Genomic DNA, 15,749 nt, shown 5'->3' with positions numbered 1-15,749 from the left:
AGGTCACGGCAGGTCCATGGCCTTCTTGGCCGCGGCGACGACCTCCATGCGGGCGGTGGACGCCGCCTCCAGCGCCGTGTGCCGGCCCGCCTGGGTCGTCGCCTCCTGCACCTCCCGCTGGAGACGCAGCAGCACCTCGCCCGCGGTGACGACGTCGGCCGAGGTGAGCAGCCGCAGCCGGGTGAGATGGCTACGCATCTCGGCGTACTCGCGCGCCAGCCCGGGCGCGACCGCGGGATCGCCCGGCAGGCCCGAGCGGGCCAGGTCGGAGTGCTTCCAGCTCGCCGACAGGAACGCGACGAACGCGTCCGTCAGGGCGTCCCGGGCCCAGCGGACCTGCTCGCGCCGCCCGCTGACCAGCGTCGTCACCACAAGGGTCGCCGCACTCGTCACCGCGGCCGCCCACGCCGCGTATCCGCTCGCGTCCATATGCCGGCCATTCTCCCCGACGGGCGTTCCCCGCGCGGGAGTTGTCCGCAACCGGCCGCCCGGCCGGGCAGCGGCCGGATCACGCCTCTGGCCACGACCCGCCCGGCGAAGGACAGTCGGACAAAGCAGGTCCCGCCGCCCCGCGCGCACCCCACCGGAAGCAGCCCCCGCCACCGCAGGAGTGATCAGCCATGACGGACGAGACACGGTCCCCGGGCAGCACCGAGGGGACGTCGCCGACGCTGACCGACCTCCAGCAGGATCTGCTGACGCGGCTGACGGACGCCCCGGCGCTCACCTCGCCGGCCGGGTCCCGGGCGTTGCTGCGCCTGGTCGCCCGCGACCCGCAGACCGGCCTGGACGACATGCCGGACACCGCCGCGCCGCCGCGCGTCCAGCTCCACCAGCTCGTGCTGTCGTGCACCACCCGCACAGACCGGGCGGACGCGCTCGCCGACGCGCTCGACGCCGTCACCGGCGGCCCGGAGACGGCGATCCCGCTGCGTGCCATGTCCGACCTGCTGGCCGCCCGGCAGTGGCTGGGCAGCGGTGAACTCGACGGCCTGCAGCGGCTGGTGGAGCGCACCGCGGTCCCCGACGTGCAGGCGGTCGCGCAGGCGTCGCTGCAGCCGCTGGCCGGCACCCTGCCGCAGCACTGCACCGACGCCTGGCCCGCGGTGCTGCACCTGCTGCGGCGCAACGTGCTGCCCAGCGGGCTGCCGCCGTTCCTGGCGTTCATGGAGTACCTGGCGGCCGCCGCGCGCGGGCCCGCCGAGACCACCCGGCAGCTGCGGGACTGGACCGAGCGCAAGGCGTCGGAGTGGCAGGTGCTGACCGAGCTGCACGACTGCCGGGCCGCCGCCGACGCGCAGCCCGTGCGGCGCTCCGCCGCGGCCCGCGTGATGTTCGTCTTCCTGCCGGACGGCCTGCTCAACGACTACTACACGCTGCGCACCTGGCACCGCGAGGCGGGCGCCGAGGGCGCCCCGACGCTGCGCGACGACGACAAGCAGATCGGGCAGCGGGACATCCCGCGCACCGTCTACCAGCGGCTGCAGCAGTGGGGACGGCAGACCGGCACGAGCGTGCGGAACCTGACCGTGGAGTTCTTCCTGCCACTTCCGCTGCTCAACCAGCCGGTGTGGGAGTGGTGCCGGTCCGCCAACGACCCGGCCGGACTGTCCCGGTTCGACGTCGTCGTGCGCAGCCTGGAGCGGCTGCAGACCCCGACCCTGCACTCCAAGTGGCGCGACCGGTGGGCGACCCTGCAGGACCCGGCCGCCGCGGACCCCGGCGCGGGGGAGGACACCGCGCCCGAGGAGACCTCCCGCCGCCACGTCGTGGTGCTCAGCGCGCCGCCCACTCTGCCCAAGGGCCGCACCGAGCTGATGGACGCCATCCGCAGCGGCGCCCCCGCCATCCTCTGGCACCGCCTGGACTGCGGCTCCACGGCCTTCCGGGCCTCGGTGCGGCGGCTGATCGACCAGGGCCCGCTCAAGGACCTGCCGCAGCGGGTCAGCGCCCTGCACGCGGACGCCGGGACGGCACCCGTCGGGGAGGAGACCGACGCCGTCCGCGACATCACCCTGCTGTGGGACGACCCCGACCACACCCTGCCGTCCATGCCCGCGCTGGTGCCCCCGGGGGAGGCGAAGGCGTCGTGACCGTCGCCGACTCCGGCGCCTGGCTGGTCACCACCTCGCCCGAGGACGACCAGGGCCACGGCGGCCCGCTGCGGCTCCGGGCGCACCCGCCCAAGCCGGTGTTCGCGCCACCGCCGCCCGAGTGGCCGGCGCCCCGCCCGCAGCCGGGCGTGGCGGCCGCCGCCCGCGCGCTGGGCGTCCTCGACGCGCTGCGCCGCGACCCGGGCGACGACGGGACGCTGTCGATCCCGAACGCGCCCGGGCCGGTGCCGCACGCGCCGCACCACCCGTCCGTGTGGGACCTGGTGCTCGTCATCGACACCGGCGCGTCGATGCCGGCCTGGTACCCCACGGTGGACTGCTTCGTGGCCTGCGCCCACGACCTGCCGCTCTTCGCCGACGTGCACATCGTCAAGCTGCACTCGCAGCGCCCGGACGAGGCCGACGACCTGTTCGACGCCGCGTCCGTCAGCGGCGCGGGGCTGACGCTCTCCCCGCGCAGGAAGATCGTGCTGGTCCTCACCGACGGGGTCGGCGCGGCCTGGTCCGGCCGGCAGATCTGGCGCAGGTTCCGGCAGTGGTCGGCTCGCCACCCGCTGGCCGTCCTGCACCTGCAGCCGCACGCCAACTGGACCCGCTCGGCCCTGCACACCCGCCCGCTGAAGCTGCGCTCGTCGGTGCCCGGCGGGGGCAACGGCACCATCGCCACCCGCGAGCCGGAGGAGGGCGCGGCAGCCGATCTGGTGCCCGCCGCGCCGGTCGCCAAGGGCGACCTGGTCGTGCCCGTCATGGAAATGCGCAAGCCGTGGATCGAGCACTGGTGCCGGCTGGTGCTGTCCGACCAGTGGGTGCAGCAGCAGGTGCTGGTGGTGCCGGAGGAACCGGCCGGTCCGGTGGTGCTGCCGGGCCAGCGGGTCACCGACGGCCCACCGCCCACATCCGGCCCGGAGGCCGCTCCCGGCCCGGAGGCCGCTCCCGGTCCGGAGGCCGTGCCCGGTCCGGTGACAGCCGTCCGGGCCCCCGGCGGGGGCGCTGACGCGCGCGTGGTGGCGTTCCTGGCCAGCGCCTCGCCGCGGACCGCCCAGCTCGCCAAACTGCTGGCCGCCGCGCCCCTGAACCGGCACGTGATGCAGCTCGTCGCCGACCAGCTCGTGCCGTACTCCAGCCCGGCCGACCTCGCCGAGGTGCTGAGCAGCGGGCTGATCCGCGAGGTCGGGATGGAGTTCCCCGACGACGCGCCCTACGACCGGGTCACCTACGACTTCCACCCGGGCGTGCGGGCCGGTCTGCTGAGCCGGGAGAGCTGGGAACGCTCACGCCGGGTCGCCGAACTCGTCGAGCAGTACCTGTCCCCGTCCGTGCGGGCCGTCCAGGGACTCGCCCAGCGGGTGGAGTACGTCAGCCCGCCGGACGCCCTGGTGGTGGACGCCGCCAACCTGCCGTTCGTGCAGGTGGAGCTGGCCGTGCTGATGGCCATGCCCGGGTCGCACAAGCGGGTGGTCCGCCAGATGCAGGAGAAGATCGAGGCGTTCGTGGCGGGCCGGAGAGTGGGCCGGGCAGGCTGAGGCCGCCGGTCCGGCCTGAACCCGTCCCAACAAGGCCGAGTCCGTCCGAGCCCGTCCGAGCCCGGCTGAACTGTCCGAGCCCCGCTGAACCGTCCGAGCTCCGCTGGGCCCGGCTGAGCTCCGCCGCGCCCGAGCGGCGGGCGCAGGCTCAGTTGAGCATGGCGCGGGCCGCACGCGCCTCCGCCCGGATGCCCGCCGCCGACTCCGGGTCGAACGCCCCGATCACCTTCGCGTACTCGTCCATCTCCCGCGCGCCGCCCAGGAAGTCGCCCATCGCGACCAGCAGCCGGGCCCGCTCGTGACGCAGCTTCGCCGGGTGCCGCGGCAGCAGCAGCGTCAGGTCCAGCGTCCACAGCTGCACCGGCCGGTGCTCGGGGCGCGGCGCGGCCCAGGCCCGGATGTTGTTGAGGATGCGCAGCACGATGTCCAGCGGATCGGCCGGGGTGAGCATCGCGGGCGTCAGGCCGGCACCGGTGGCGCCGGCGACCAGCAGTTCGGCGTCCTCGGCGGACAGCACGCGGCCGCCGTCGAACGGGTCGACGAGCACGTGCTCGCCCTCCGGCTCCCCGAGACCCACCACGAAGTGGCCGGGCAGCCCCACGCCGTACACCGGCGCCCCGGCCCGCCGGGCGACCTCGATCCACACCACCGACAGCAGGATCGGCAGCCCGCGGCGGCGCCGCAGCACCTCCTGGAGCAGGGAGGACTCCAGCCGGCCGTAGTCGGCGGGCGAGCCCTGGAAACCGTGGCCCACGGCCAGCAGCCGGTTCAGCGCGAGCGCCCACTCCAGCGGGGTGCTCAAGCCGAACGGCAGCAGCCCGGCCAGCCGGTCCAGCTCGATCTGCGCCAGGTCGGACGGTTCGCCGTCCAGCGCCGGGTCGGCCTCCGCACCGACCAGCAGGCACAGCTCGGCCAGGTCGGGGCGCTCCTCGCGGGCCGCCGCGGCGAAGCGCTCGCGCACCGAGGGCCCGGTCGTGTCGCTCATGCCGCGGGACGCCGGTAGTGGTAGCCGTGGTGGTCGGTGAAGCCCATCCGGTCGTACATCACCCGGGCGGCGGCGTTGTCGGCCTCCACCTGGAGGTACGCCGCGACGGCGCCCTCCGCCGCCGCCTGCCGGGCGAGCGCGCCCATGATCGCGGTGCCCAGGCCGCGCCGCCGCCGCTCCGGGTCCACCTCGACCGCGCCGAACAGCGCCCACGGCCCGTCGACCACGGCGCGCCCGATGGCCCCCGGCATCGTCGCGAACCACACCGACGGCCCACCGGTGACGACCTTCAGGGCGGCGTCGGCGAGATCGCCGGTGCGGTGGTAGGCGGCCAGCCAGGCCGCGTCGGGAGTGCGGGAGAGCGCCACGCCGCCCTCCGGGGAGCCGCCCGCGGGCTCCGGCAGCCGGGTGAGCGCAGCCAGCGGCGCCGTGCGGACCAGCGTGTCGGCGACGCGTGGCCAGCCGCGGGCGGCCAGTTCCGCGCCGTACGGGGAGGTGTCGGAGAGCTGTATCCAGGGGGTGAGACCGCGCCGGGTGTACCAGGCGGTCACCTCGGTGAGGGCGTCGTCCAGCGGCACGCCCGGATCACCGTTCACCAGGACGGAGTTGGCCCTCCGGGTGAATCCGCCGGAGGCCCGCAGCGTCCAGTCTCCGAGACGGTCCGTCTCGGTGGCCGGCCAGGCGCGCGCGGCGACCGCGTCGAGTTCCTCTGCCGTCACGTCCGGCACACCCTTCACACGCCGCCGAGGGGCGGGCGGCACGACCTTCCCGGCCACCAGCGAGGCTTCCGCCATCTGGACCGTTTCACCGTTCCTGCGCGTGACGCACACCACGCCCGCATCCCACGATACGAGAACACCCACCGTGTCGGTGAACGTAGGATGCCCGTCGGCGATCTCGACCAGTTGCCGTACCGAAACGCGTTTTCCCACGTCAGCGGGGGTAATCCGGATTTCGAGCCGAGCTCCGGACGAGAATTCCCCTGGCATGCGTGCCCCTCCTGTTCGGATCGTGCCCAGGAACGGAGATACTAGGTGCGGGCATCGACGACGCCGCGCTCCCGCGCGAGATGAGCCCAACTCGAGGAGGAACGACAGCGTGACCTACGTCATCGCGCAGCCTTGTGTCGACGTCAAGGACAAGGCGTGCATCGAAGAGTGCCCGGTCGACTGCATCTACGAGGGCTCCAGGTCCTTGTACATCCACCCGGACGAATGCGTCGACTGCGGCGCCTGTGAGCCGGTGTGCCCGGTCGAGGCCATCTTCTACGAGGACGACACCCCGGAGGAGTGGAAGGACTACTACAAGGCGAACGTCGAGTTCTTCGACGAGCTCGGCTCGCCCGGTGGTGCCTCCAAGCTCGGCCTGATCGAGCGCGACCACCCCTTCATCGCCGAGCTGCCGACGCAGAACCAGTGACGTCCTGCGTCGGCTGACTCCGCCGGGCCCCGTACGGCGTACCGCCGTGCGGGGCCCGGCGTTCTTCCCCCAAGCGAGAGTGAGCACGTGAGCATCTCCGCCCGCCTTCCGGTGTTCCCCTGGGACCGCCTGGAGCCGTACAAGGCCGCCGCGACGGCGCACGCCGACGGCGTGGTCGACCTGTCCGTGGGCACGCCGGTGGACCCTGTCCCGGACGTGGTGCGCCAGGCGCTGGCCGCGGCCTCCGACAGCCCCGGCTACCCGCTGACGTACGGCACCCCCGAGCTGCGCGAGGCGATCGCCGCCTATCTGCGCGACCGGCACGGGGTGAGCGGCGCGGACCCGCGGCACGTGCTGCCGCTGATCGGCTCCAAGGAACTGGTCGCCTGGCTGCCCACGCTCCTGGACCTGGGGGAGGGCGACCGGCTCGGGTACCCGCAACTGGCCTACCCGACCTACGAGATCGGCGCGCTGATCGCCCGCGCCGAACCGGTGACGTACGACGACCCGGTCGCCGACCTCGACCCGGAGCGCACCCGGGTGCTGTGGCTGAACAGCCCGTCCAATCCGACCGGCCGCGTGCTGCCCGCCGCCGAGCTGCGGCGGATCGTCGCGTGGGCCCGGGAGCACGGCATCCTCGTGGTCTCCGACGAGTGCTACATCGAGCTGAGCTGGGAGGGCGCGCAGCCCGTCTCGGTGCTGCACCCCGACGTCTGCGGGGACAGCCACGACGGGCTGATCGCTGTCCACTCGCTGTCCAAGCGCTCGAACTTCGCCGGCTACCGCGGCGCGTTCCTGGCCGGCGACCCGGCGGTGGTCGCCGAACTGCTCGGCGTCCGCAAGCACGCCGGCATGATCGTGCCCCAGCCCGTCCAGGCCGCGATGATCGCCGCGCTCGGCGACCGCGCCCACGCGGTGGAGCAGAAGGACCGGTACGCCCGCCGCCGCGGCGCGCTGCGGACCGCCTTCGAGGCCGCCGGGTTCCGTATCGAGCACAGCGAGGCCAGCCTCTACCTGTGGGCGACCCGCGACGAGGACTGCTGGGAGACCGTCGGCGACCTGTCCAAGCAGGGCATCCTCGTCGCCCCCGGCGAGTTCTACGGCCCCGCGGGCAGCCGGTTCGTCCGCATCGCCTTCACGGCGACGGACGAGCGCGTGGCCGCCGCGGTCCGGCGGCTGGGCGCCTGAGCGGAGGCGGGCCCTGAGCGGGGGCACGCCCTGAGCCGAGGCCAGGGGTGCCCCGCGGCGCCGCGCGCTCAGACCACCGGCAGGCCCTGCATCGGCAGGTGGTCGGTGGTGGGCAGCGCACCGGTGTCGGGCAGCAGCGCGCTCAGCCCGCCGGCCGGGAGCAGCGCGTCGGACGGCAGGGCGCCGGCCGCCGACTCGGCGGACCCGCCGGCCATCCGGCCGGCCGCCTCCGTCGCGTTCCCCGCCGCCCGCCGAACGGCCTGCTGGGCGGTCGGGACGGCGGTCCTGGCGGTGGTGCCGACGAGGTGGTCGGTGGTCGGGAGGGTGGCCTTCATCGCGTCCGTCCCGGCCTCCGCGGCCAGCACCGTGGTCTGGTGCGAGGCGCTGTCGACGGTGTCCCCGAGCGCCGGGCCGTCCAGGGTGCTCAGCCCGCCCAGGTTCGGCTGCGGCAGGGCGGCGGCGTGCGCGGCACCGGCACCCACCAGGGGTGCGGCTGCCGCGCCGAGCAGCAGAGCGGCCCGGGCGATCCGGCGTGGCAGAGGGAGGGACATGATGCTCCTTGTGCGGTGTTCGGAAGGGGTACCGGACCCCGTGGGGTCGCCGTGACTACCGCTCGAAACGCCGGAAGGTTGCGGCCGTTCGAGTGACAGACGGCGAATGGGGCTCTTCCGGGTGAATGCGCGGCAGGCGGTATGACGCCGCGCCCGGATCCGGCCCGCGGGACGGCACGCAGGACCCGTGGGTCTTGCCCGCGGGACCGCACGCACGACCCACGGGCGCCGCGCGGAAGCCGCACGGGAGCCCCGAGGAAGCCGCATCGAAGCCGCGGGACTCAGCCCGCGACGGTGATCCGGACCAGGCCGTCCGCCGGGGTGCCGGCCGAGGCGTCCGCCCCGGCCCTCGCCGCGCTCACCGGCTTCTGCTTCTGCCATCCCTCGCCGGACTTCGCCGCCTGCCAGCGCATGGTGCCGAACGCGACCTGCTCGACCTTCAGTTCGGGGGCGTGCGCCACCGCCCACTGCGCCAACTCCCAGCCCCGGCGGCCGCCTTCGCTCTTCGCCGCGGCGCCGCCCGGCGTGGGCGGGACCGCGACGGTCCGCGGGAGGGCGTCGGTGCGCGGCCGGGCCTGCTTGCCGAACTCCCGCTTGAGCAGCGCCGTCACCGCCGCGGTGTCGCCCGGTCCGCCGCCCGCGCTGTCCGCGCGGCTGCCGCCGGTGGTGCAGCTCAGCGCGTCCGCGTCGCGGCCGGAGAGCGCGGCGGACAGCGTCGTCGCGTCCGCCTCGTGCTGGGCGTACGCCTCCGGGTAGCCGCTCCTCTGCACGCGCTGGGCGGCCACCGTCAGCGGCAGCTGGGCGTAGCCGCGGATCTTCACCAGGCTGCTGAAGAACGCGTTGGACGCGTACACCGGGTCCATGATCTGCCGCGCGGTGCCCCAGCCCTGCGAGGGGCGCTGCTGAAACAGGCCGAGCGAGTCCCGGTCGCCGTGGTCGATGTTCTCCAGCCGGGACTCCTGCAGGGACGTGGCCAGGGCTATCGCCACCGCCCGTTCGGGCAGTCCGCGCGACGTCGCGACGGCGGCGATCGTCGCGGCGTTCGCCGCCTGCTCCGGGGTCAGCCGGAGCACGGCGCCGGCCGCCCGAACCGTGCACTCGGCGGGCTGGAGACCCTTGCCGCCGAAGTGCTGGGCAAGGAAGATGCCGATCCCGAGCAGCACGACGAGACCGGCGGCGAACTTCAGTCCGCAGCCGCTCCTTCCCTTGCCGGGCGGGCTGGATGAGCGTGGCACGGGGCGACCTTATAGGGGCGGCGGCCCGTCAACTCCCCACCGCGGTGTCCCTGTCCCCGCACCGGGCCCGGGCGCATAAGGTCGGGGCATGGGTAGTGGACTGGATCTGGGCCTGGACGCGGCCGCGCTCACCGCGGCCCTCGTGGACATCCCCTCGGTGAGCCGCGAGGAGAAGCCGCTCGCCGATCTCGTGGAGAGCGCGCTGCGCGCGATCCCGCACCTGCGGGTGGACCGCGACGGCGACGCCGTCGTCGCCCGCACCGAACTGGGCCGGGCCGAACGCGTCATCCTGGCCGGGCACCTGGACACCGTCCCCATCGCGGACAACCTGCCGTCCCGGCTGGACGACGGCGGTCTGCTCTGGGGGTGCGGCACCTCGGACATGAAGGCCGGCGTCGCGGTGCAGCTCAAGCTCGCCGCGGACCTCGCCGCGCCCAACCGCGACCTGACCTACGTCTTCTACGACGCCGAGGAGATCGCCGCCGAGTTCAACGGCCTGGGGCGGCTCGTGGCGCATCACCCGGAGTGGCTGGCCGGTGACTTCGCGGTGCTGCTGGAGCCCACCGGCGGCCGGGTGGACGGCGGCTGCCAGGGCACGCTGCGGGTGCGGGTGCAGACCAGCGGCCGCCGCGCCCACTCCGCCCGGAGCTGGCTCGGCGACAACGCCATCCACAAGGCCGCGCCGATCCTGGCCCGGCTCGCCGCGTATCGGCCGCGCCGGGTGGAGATCGACGGCCTGGTCTACCCCGAGGGCCTCAACGCCGTGATGATCGAGGGCGGGCACGCCGGGAATGTGATCCCGGACACGTGCGCGGTCACCGTCAACTACCGTTTCTCGCCCGACCAGAGCGAGGCGCAGGCCCTCGCGCGGGTCGAGGAGATCTTCGACGGGTTCGAGGTCGTCCTCACCGACAGCGCTCCCGGGGCGCTCCCCGGACTGTCCCATCCGGCCGCCGCCGCCTTCGTCGCGGCCATCGGAACTCCCCCCGCGGCCAAGGAATCCTGGACCGACGTCGCCCGTTTCTCGGCGCTCGGCGTGCCCGCCGTGAACTACGGTCCGGGCGATCCCACGCTCGCCCACACCCGTGAGGAGAACGTCGCGGTGGCAGCGGTCCTGGACGCGGAGCGGAAGCTGCGCGCCTGGCTCACCACATGAGGCCGTGAGCGCCCGGGCAACCGAACTGGGGTGCGCACAGGTCTTTCTTCCCGGCATGGTGTGAACCGGTACGTCCGGCCGACAGGGGGGAAGTAGGCGCGTCGTGGGACTGACCAGCATGTGGTTCGCAATCCTGCTGATCGCCGTCACCATAGGGGCGGTGGCGGCGGCACTGACACTGTGGCCGCGGGTCCGGGGTCCGCGCGCGCTGCGGTTCGTCAGCCGGATCGGGATGATCGTCCTCTGCCAGGTCACCGCGGTGTTCGTGGTGATGGTGGCCATCAACAACCAGTACGGCTTCTACGCCTCCTGGGACGACCTGCTCGGCAACGCCAACAGCGGCGGGCGCCCGACCGCCTCCCCCTCGGGCGGCCCCGTCCCCGCGGTGCCCGACTACGCGGTGAAGTTCACCCCCTACTCGCAGGGCTTCGAACGCGCCACGGTCCGCGGCTGGGCCTCCGGCACCAAGGGCGACGTCATCGTGTGGCTGCCGCCGCAGTACGGCAAGAAGGAGTTCGCGCACACCCGCTTCCCGGTGATCGAGGTCCTGCACGGCATACCCGGCACGCCGCACAGCTTCCTGCGCGGCATGCGGCTGGGCCAGATCATGCAGGAGCAGATCACCGCGGGCCGCGCCGAACCCGCGATCCTCGTCCTGCCGACCATCACCCCGGACCGGGTCAACACCGGGTGTGCGGACGTGCCCGGGAAGAGTCGGGTCGCCACCTGGCTCACCAAGGACGTCGTCCGGACGATCAACCACAACTTCCGCACCCTGCCCGCCCCCCGCGGCTGGGCGGTGATGGGCATATCCACCGGCGGCTACTGCGCCGCCCGCCTGGCCCTGGAACACCCCGAGACCTTCGCCGCCGGCGCCGCCCTGGCGCCCGACGACCCCGCCCAGGGCGTCCGCAACCCGCTGCAGCTCGCCCGCACCAGCCGCCCCGACGTCCAGCTCCTGGTGGAGTCCAGCCTGCAGGACCCGGAGAGCCCGCCGAAGTTCGCCGACGAGATCTGCGCCGCCGTGCGGCCGCCCGCGACCGTGACGACCATGCGGGTCGCCAACGGCGGGCACAACTGGAAGACCTGGGGACGGATGTTCCCCGACGCCTTCACCTGGGTCAGCGGGCGGATCGAGGCGCCGCGCGCCGTCCCGTTGGCCCCGTCCGCGGCACCCTGATGCGTACGCTGCCGGTATGACTGATGCGAAGGGTCCCGACGACACGGACGCCAGGGACGGCAGTGACGGCAGTGCCAGCAGTGACGGCGTGGACAGCCCGGACGCCATGATCGGCCAGGGCGCCGACTGGCAGGAGGAGGCCGCGGCCGCCTATGCGGCGGCGGAGTCCCTCTCCGAGGGGCGGGGGTGGCCCGAGCGGCACACCGGCCCGGTGATCAGGCGACGCGGGCAGGTGCAGTCGGGCACCACCGACCAGCGGCTGCTGGACAGCCGGGAGTCCACGGACTGGGTGCACAGCGACCCCTGGCGCGTGCTGCGGATCCAGTCCGAGTTCGTCGAGGGCTTCGGGGCGCTCGCCGAGCTGGGCCCGGCGGTCAGCGTCTTCGGGTCCGCCCGCACCCCCGTCGACTCCCGTGAGTACGACTCCGGGGTCCGTATCGGCCGCGCCCTCGCCGAGGCGGGCCTGGCCGTGATCACCGGCGGCGGCCCCGGCGCCATGGAGGCGGCGAACAAGGGCGCCCTGGAGGCCGGCGGTGTCTCCGTCGGGCTCGGCATCGAGCTGCCCTTCGAGCAGGGGCTCAACCCCTACGTCGACATCGGCGTGAACTTCCGCTACTTCTTCGTCCGCAAGACGATGTTCGTGAAGTACGCCCGCGGGTTCGTGGTGCTGCCCGGCGGCTTCGGCACCCTGGACGAGCTGTTCGAGGCGCTCACGCTCGTGCAGACCAAGAAGGTCACCCGATTCCCGATCGTGCTGTTCGGCAGCGACTACTGGGGCGGCCTGGCCACCTGGATCAGGAAGACCCTCGTCGCCGAGGGGAAGGCGTCCGCGGCGGACCTGGAGCTCTTCCACGTCACCGACGACGTCGACGACGCGGTCGAGCGCGTCACCAAGGAGTCCGCCTAGGCCCGGGGCGGGGCGGGGCGGGGCGGGGGTCCGGCCCCCGCCCCGGAGCCGGTGTCAGGCCAGGCCGCGCCGGGCGACCGCGGGCGGGCGGTGCCCGGCGATCGAGGCCACCATGTCGAGCACCTGGCGGGTCTCGGCCACCTCGTGCACCCGGTAGACCTGGGCGCCCAGCCACGCGGAGACCGCCGTCGTCGCCAGCGTGCCGATCAGCCGCTCCTTGACCGGACGGTCGAGCGTCTCGCCGACGAAGTCCTTGTTGGACAGCGAGACCAGCACCGGCCAGCCGGTCGCGGTCATCTCCGGCAGCCGGCGCGTCGCCTCCAGCGAGTGCCGGGTGTTCTTGCCGAAGTCGTGGCCCGGGTCGATGAGGATGCCGTCGCGCCGCACGCCCAGCTCCAGCGCCCGCTCGGCCAGCCCGAGCGTGACGTCGAGGATGTCCGCCATCACGTCGTCGTACCCCACACGGTGCGGCCGGGTGCGCGGCTCGGCGCCCCCGGCGTGGGTGCACACCAGGCCGGCGCCGTGGCGCGCGGCGACCTCCGCCAGCCGCGGGTCGACCCCGCCCCAGGCGTCGTTCAGCAGGTCCGCGCCGGCCTCGCAGACCGCCTCGCCGACCTCGTGCCGCCAGGTGTCCACGCTGATCACCACGTCCGGGTGCCGGCGCCGGACCTCCGCCACGAACGCCACCGTGCGGCGGATCTCCTCCTGCGCGGAGACCTCCTCGCCCGGCCCGGCCTTCACCCCGCCGATGTCGATGATCGCCGCGCCCTCCGCGACGGCCACCGCGACCCGTTCCAGCGCGGGCTCGTCGGTGAACGTGGCCCCCTGGTCGTAGAACGAGTCGGGGGTGCGGTTCACGATCGCCATGATCACCGGCTCCCGTTCGGCGAATTCCCGGGTGCCCAGCCGAAGTGCCACTGCCGCTCCTCATCTCAGACTCATGCGATCGTGGCACGATCGTGCCTGACATGTTGGACCTGCCGTCGCCGGCCGGACCCGGGGAGATCGACTTGTTGTGGTTCATGCTCATCGCGCTCGTCGCGGTGGTGGCCGCGGTGGCCATGGCCGTCCTGGGCGACGGCGGCGCGCTCAAGGACTCCGAACCCGAACGGCTCGACGACCGGCTCCCCCCTGACCGCCCGCTGGTACGGTCCGACATCGACGCGGTCCGGCTGCCCGTCGCGGTGCGCGGCTACCGCATGATCGACGTCGACGAGGTGCTCGACCGGCTCGGCGCCGAGCTGGCCGAGCGGGACGCCCGCATCGCCGAGCTGGAGTCGTCCCTGGCCGGGGCACGGGCCGCGCACGGCGCGTCCCACAGTTCGTCCCACAGCGCGTCGCACAGTGCGTCCTACAACGCGTCCGACGGCGTCGCGCAGGCGCCGCACGAGCACCAGGATCTGCCGCCCGGCACCGAGGGCCCCGCCCATGAGTGAGCCGTCCGCCACCGGCCCCCGGACCGGCGAGGACGGCCGCGCCCGCTGCCCCTGGGGGGTGTCCACCCCGGACTACGTCGAGTACCACGACACCGAGTGGGGCCGGGCGGTCCACGGCGACGACGCGCTGTTCGAGCGGATCTGCCTGGAGGCGTTCCAGTCCGGGCTGTCCTGGATCACCATCCTGCGGCGCCGTGAGACCTTCCGGGCCGCCTTCCGCCACTTCGTGATCGACGAGGTCGCCGCGTTCACCGACGCCGACCGGGAACGGCTGCTGGGCGACCCCGGCATCATCAGGAACCGGGCCAAGATCGACGCGGCCATCGCGAACGCCGCCGCCGCGCAGCAGGTCCGGACGACCTACGACGGCGGCCTGGACGCGCTGGTGTGGTCGTACGCCCCAGATCCCGCGGCCCGGCCGGCGCCGCGCACCACCGCGGACGTCCCGGCGTCCACCCCGGAGTCGCTGGCGCTGTCCAAGGACCTCAAGAAGCGCGGCTTCCGTTTTGTCGGCCCCACCACCGCCTATGCGCTGATGCAGGCGTGCGGCCTGGTCAACGACCACCTGGAAGGCTGCTTCGCCCGCTGACGGCCCGCCCGGCCCCGGACGTGCGGGGCGGGCGGACCGGGCGGACCCGGGCGGCGCGTGCCGGGCGGACCGGGCCCTGCGGGGCCCGGCCCACCGGGCTCAGCGGCCCGCGTAGACCGGGGCCTCCTTGCGCAGGAACGCGGCGACCGCGGCGCGGTGGTCGGCGGAGGCGCCGGACCGGGTCTGCAGCACGTCCTCGCGGGCGAGGGTGTCGACCAGCCCGTTCGCCGACCCGAAGGCCAGCGCCTCCTTGATCCCGGCGTAGGCGACCGTCGGGCCCTCGGCGAGCTGCCGGGCCACCGACAGGGCCTCGGCGGCCAGGTCGGCCGCGGGCACCACCCGGTGCACCAGGCCCAGCTCCAGTGCCTCCGCGGCCCGCACCGGGCGGGGGAAGAGCAGCAGCTCGGCGGCCCGGCCGTAGCCCACGAGCCGCTGCAGCGTCCAGGACATCCCGGAGTCGGCGGAGAGCCCCACGCCCACGAAGGCGGTGGTGAAGGAGGCGCTGTCGGCCGCCACGCGGTAGTCCGCGGCGAACGCGAAGCCCGCCCCGGCGCCGGCCGCGACCCCGTTCACCCCGGCGACCACCGGCTTGGGCATGGTCGCGATGGCGGTGGCGATGGGGTTGTAGTGCTCGGCGACGGTGGTCATGCCCCCGCCCGCCTCCAGCACGGCGACGTGCTCCTTCAGGTCCTGGCCGACGCAGAAGGCCCGGCCGGTGCCGGTGAGCAGCACGGCCCGTACGGCGGGATCGGCGCCCGCCTCCTGAAGGGCGTCGCGCAGCGCGTCCTTGGTCGCCGTGTCGAGCGCGTTCATCGCCTCGGGACGGTTGAAGGTGACGGTGGCGAGTCCGCCGTCCACCTCGTACAGAACGCTGTCGGCCATCGCGGATACCCCTTCGTCGCGGTCGTCGCGGTCGTCGCGGTCATGATGGCGCACTGACGTGCGCGGTCATGTGGTGGTCAGAATGCCGGACATTGCCGTGGGCGGACATGTGACGTACGTCAAACATTCCGGGCAGACCCGGCGGCCGGGCAAACCCCACAATCCCCGCCCGCCCAGCGAAATGGCCGGATATGCGCACGCCGGGCGGTGAACGTCCTCACATCGCTATTGGTCATCGGGTCGGAAGATGCGGGATAATGGCCGAGAACCAATGTGTTCGAGTCCGAGCTGGTTTCAGGAAGGGGAACGAGCATGGCGGCCATGAAGCCGCGGACGGGTGACGGCCCGCTCGAGGTGACCAAGGAGGGGCGGAGCATCATCATGCGCGTTCCGCTGGAGGGCGGCGGGCGGCTTGTCGTCGAGCTGACCCCGGACGAGGCGGATGCCCTCGGCGATGCGCTGAAGAAGGCCATCGCCTGAGACCAGCTGTCCCAGACCCGGCCGCGGCCACGCACCCAGGTGTGCGTGGCCGCGGCTTTTGCGTCCGGCCTCTCGCCTGCGGGCGCTCGGACCCGGTGCCGACG

17 protein-coding genes are annotated in these 15,749 nt (G+C 74.0%); 10 read left to right on the top strand and 7 right to left on the bottom strand.

The window, feature by feature from the left end:
* Positions 1-3 precede the first annotated feature (3 nt).
* Positions 4-429, bottom strand: a complete 426-nt coding sequence (locus tag K7862_RS05135) for a hypothetical protein (protein ID WP_222961068.1) — start codon at positions 427-429, stop codon at positions 4-6.
* A 191-nt stretch (positions 430-620) separates the two neighbouring features.
* Here K7862_RS05135 and K7862_RS05130 point away from each other — a divergent pair, with 191 nt between their 5' ends.
* Positions 621-2,093 (top strand): VMAP-C domain-containing protein, encoded by a 1,473-nt coding sequence (locus K7862_RS05130; RefSeq protein ID WP_222961067.1) that lies wholly within the window; start codon positions 621-623, stop codon positions 2,091-2,093.
* Positions 2,090-3,637, top strand: coding sequence for an SAV_2336 N-terminal domain-related protein (locus K7862_RS05125; protein ID WP_222961066.1), 1,548 nt, complete (start codon positions 2,090-2,092; stop codon positions 3,635-3,637). The genes K7862_RS05130 and K7862_RS05125 overlap by 4 nt, the downstream gene beginning before the upstream one ends.
* Positions 3,638-3,785: 148 nt before the next feature.
* Here the strand turns inward: K7862_RS05125 and K7862_RS05120 are convergent, their stop codons facing one another.
* Together K7862_RS05120 and K7862_RS05115 are read right to left on the bottom strand one after the other, a co-directional pair.
* The gene (locus K7862_RS05120) at positions 3,786-4,622 is read right to left on the bottom strand and encodes a transglutaminase-like domain-containing protein (protein ID WP_222961065.1); all 837 of its coding nucleotides are present in this window, start codon (positions 4,620-4,622) and stop codon (positions 3,786-3,788) included.
* Positions 4,619-5,611 (bottom strand): GNAT family N-acetyltransferase, encoded by a 993-nt coding sequence (locus K7862_RS05115; RefSeq protein WP_222961064.1) that lies wholly within the window; start codon positions 5,609-5,611, stop codon positions 4,619-4,621. The genes K7862_RS05120 and K7862_RS05115 overlap by 4 nt, the downstream gene beginning before the upstream one ends.
* Positions 5,612-5,720: 109 nt before the next feature.
* Between K7862_RS05115 and fdxA the strand changes: the two genes are divergently transcribed.
* Positions 5,721-6,041, top strand: a complete 321-nt coding sequence (gene fdxA / locus K7862_RS05110) for a ferredoxin (RefSeq protein WP_222961062.1) — start codon at positions 5,721-5,723, stop codon at positions 6,039-6,041.
* A gap of 87 nt (positions 6,042-6,128) precedes the next feature.
* Positions 6,129-7,229, top strand: a complete 1,101-nt coding sequence (gene dapC, locus K7862_RS05105) for a succinyldiaminopimelate transaminase (RefSeq protein ID WP_222961060.1) — start codon at positions 6,129-6,131, stop codon at positions 7,227-7,229.
* 68 nt (positions 7,230-7,297) lie between these two features.
* Here the strand turns inward: dapC and K7862_RS05100 are convergent, their stop codons facing one another.
* Complete coding sequence (locus tag K7862_RS05100; RefSeq protein ID WP_222961059.1) at positions 7,298-7,780, bottom strand: ATP-binding protein; 483 nt, start codon at positions 7,778-7,780, stop codon at positions 7,298-7,300.
* A gap of 281 nt (positions 7,781-8,061) precedes the next feature.
* Positions 8,062-9,015, bottom strand: coding sequence for a VldE C-terminal domain-containing protein (locus tag K7862_RS05095; protein ID WP_222961058.1), 954 nt, complete (start codon positions 9,013-9,015; stop codon positions 8,062-8,064).
* A gap of 88 nt (positions 9,016-9,103) precedes the next feature.
* Between K7862_RS05095 and dapE the strand changes: the two genes are divergently transcribed.
* From dapE to K7862_RS05080, 3 genes are all read left to right on the top strand, one after another.
* Positions 9,104-10,171 carry a succinyl-diaminopimelate desuccinylase gene (gene dapE / locus K7862_RS05090; RefSeq protein ID WP_222961057.1) on the top strand — a complete coding sequence of 356 codons (1,068 nt, stop codon included), beginning with the start codon at positions 9,104-9,106 and terminating at the stop codon, positions 10,169-10,171.
* Positions 10,172-10,274: 103 nt separating this feature from the next.
* The gene (locus K7862_RS05085; RefSeq protein WP_222961056.1) at positions 10,275-11,351 is read left to right on the top strand and encodes an alpha/beta hydrolase; all 1,077 of its coding nucleotides are present in this window, start codon (positions 10,275-10,277) and stop codon (positions 11,349-11,351) included.
* Positions 11,352-11,457: 106 nt separating this feature from the next.
* The gene (locus K7862_RS05080) at positions 11,458-12,258 is read left to right on the top strand and encodes an LOG family protein (protein ID WP_222961344.1); all 801 of its coding nucleotides are present in this window, start codon (positions 11,458-11,460) and stop codon (positions 12,256-12,258) included.
* Between the two features lie 54 nt (positions 12,259-12,312).
* On the opposite strand, the gene folP is transcribed toward K7862_RS05080, so the two are convergent.
* Positions 12,313-13,125, bottom strand: a complete 813-nt coding sequence (folP, locus tag K7862_RS05075; protein WP_222961345.1) for a dihydropteroate synthase — start codon at positions 13,123-13,125, stop codon at positions 12,313-12,315.
* 143 nt (positions 13,126-13,268) lie between these two features.
* On the opposite strand from folP, the gene K7862_RS05070 reads away from it, so the two are divergent.
* On the top strand, positions 13,269-13,694 hold the full coding sequence (locus K7862_RS05070) for a DivIVA domain-containing protein (RefSeq protein WP_222961343.1): 426 nt from the start codon (positions 13,269-13,271) through the stop codon (positions 13,692-13,694).
* Positions 13,687-14,283, top strand: coding sequence for a DNA-3-methyladenine glycosylase I (locus K7862_RS05065; protein WP_222961054.1), 597 nt, complete (start codon positions 13,687-13,689; stop codon positions 14,281-14,283). The genes K7862_RS05070 and K7862_RS05065 overlap by 8 nt, the downstream gene beginning before the upstream one ends.
* Positions 14,284-14,382: 99 nt before the next feature.
* On the opposite strand, the gene K7862_RS05060 is transcribed toward K7862_RS05065, so the two are convergent.
* A complete protein-coding gene (locus K7862_RS05060; RefSeq protein ID WP_222961052.1) occupies positions 14,383-15,165 on the bottom strand; it encodes an enoyl-CoA hydratase-related protein in 783 nt (260 codons plus the stop codon).
* Positions 15,166-15,477: 312 nt separating this feature from the next.
* On the opposite strand from K7862_RS05060, the gene K7862_RS05055 reads away from it, so the two are divergent.
* On the top strand, positions 15,478-15,645 hold the full coding sequence (locus tag K7862_RS05055; protein WP_069464762.1) for a DUF3117 domain-containing protein: 168 nt from the start codon (positions 15,478-15,480) through the stop codon (positions 15,643-15,645).
* Positions 15,646-15,749: the final 104 nt, after the last annotated feature.

Origin of the sequence: Actinacidiphila acidipaludis (assembly GCF_019890725.1) — a bacterium.
Taxonomy (GTDB): domain Bacteria; phylum Actinomycetota; class Actinomycetes; order Streptomycetales; family Streptomycetaceae; genus Actinacidiphila; species Actinacidiphila acidipaludis.
Note: the sequence above shows the minus strand (reverse complement) of the source record. Positions and strands in the feature narration are given on the sequence as shown.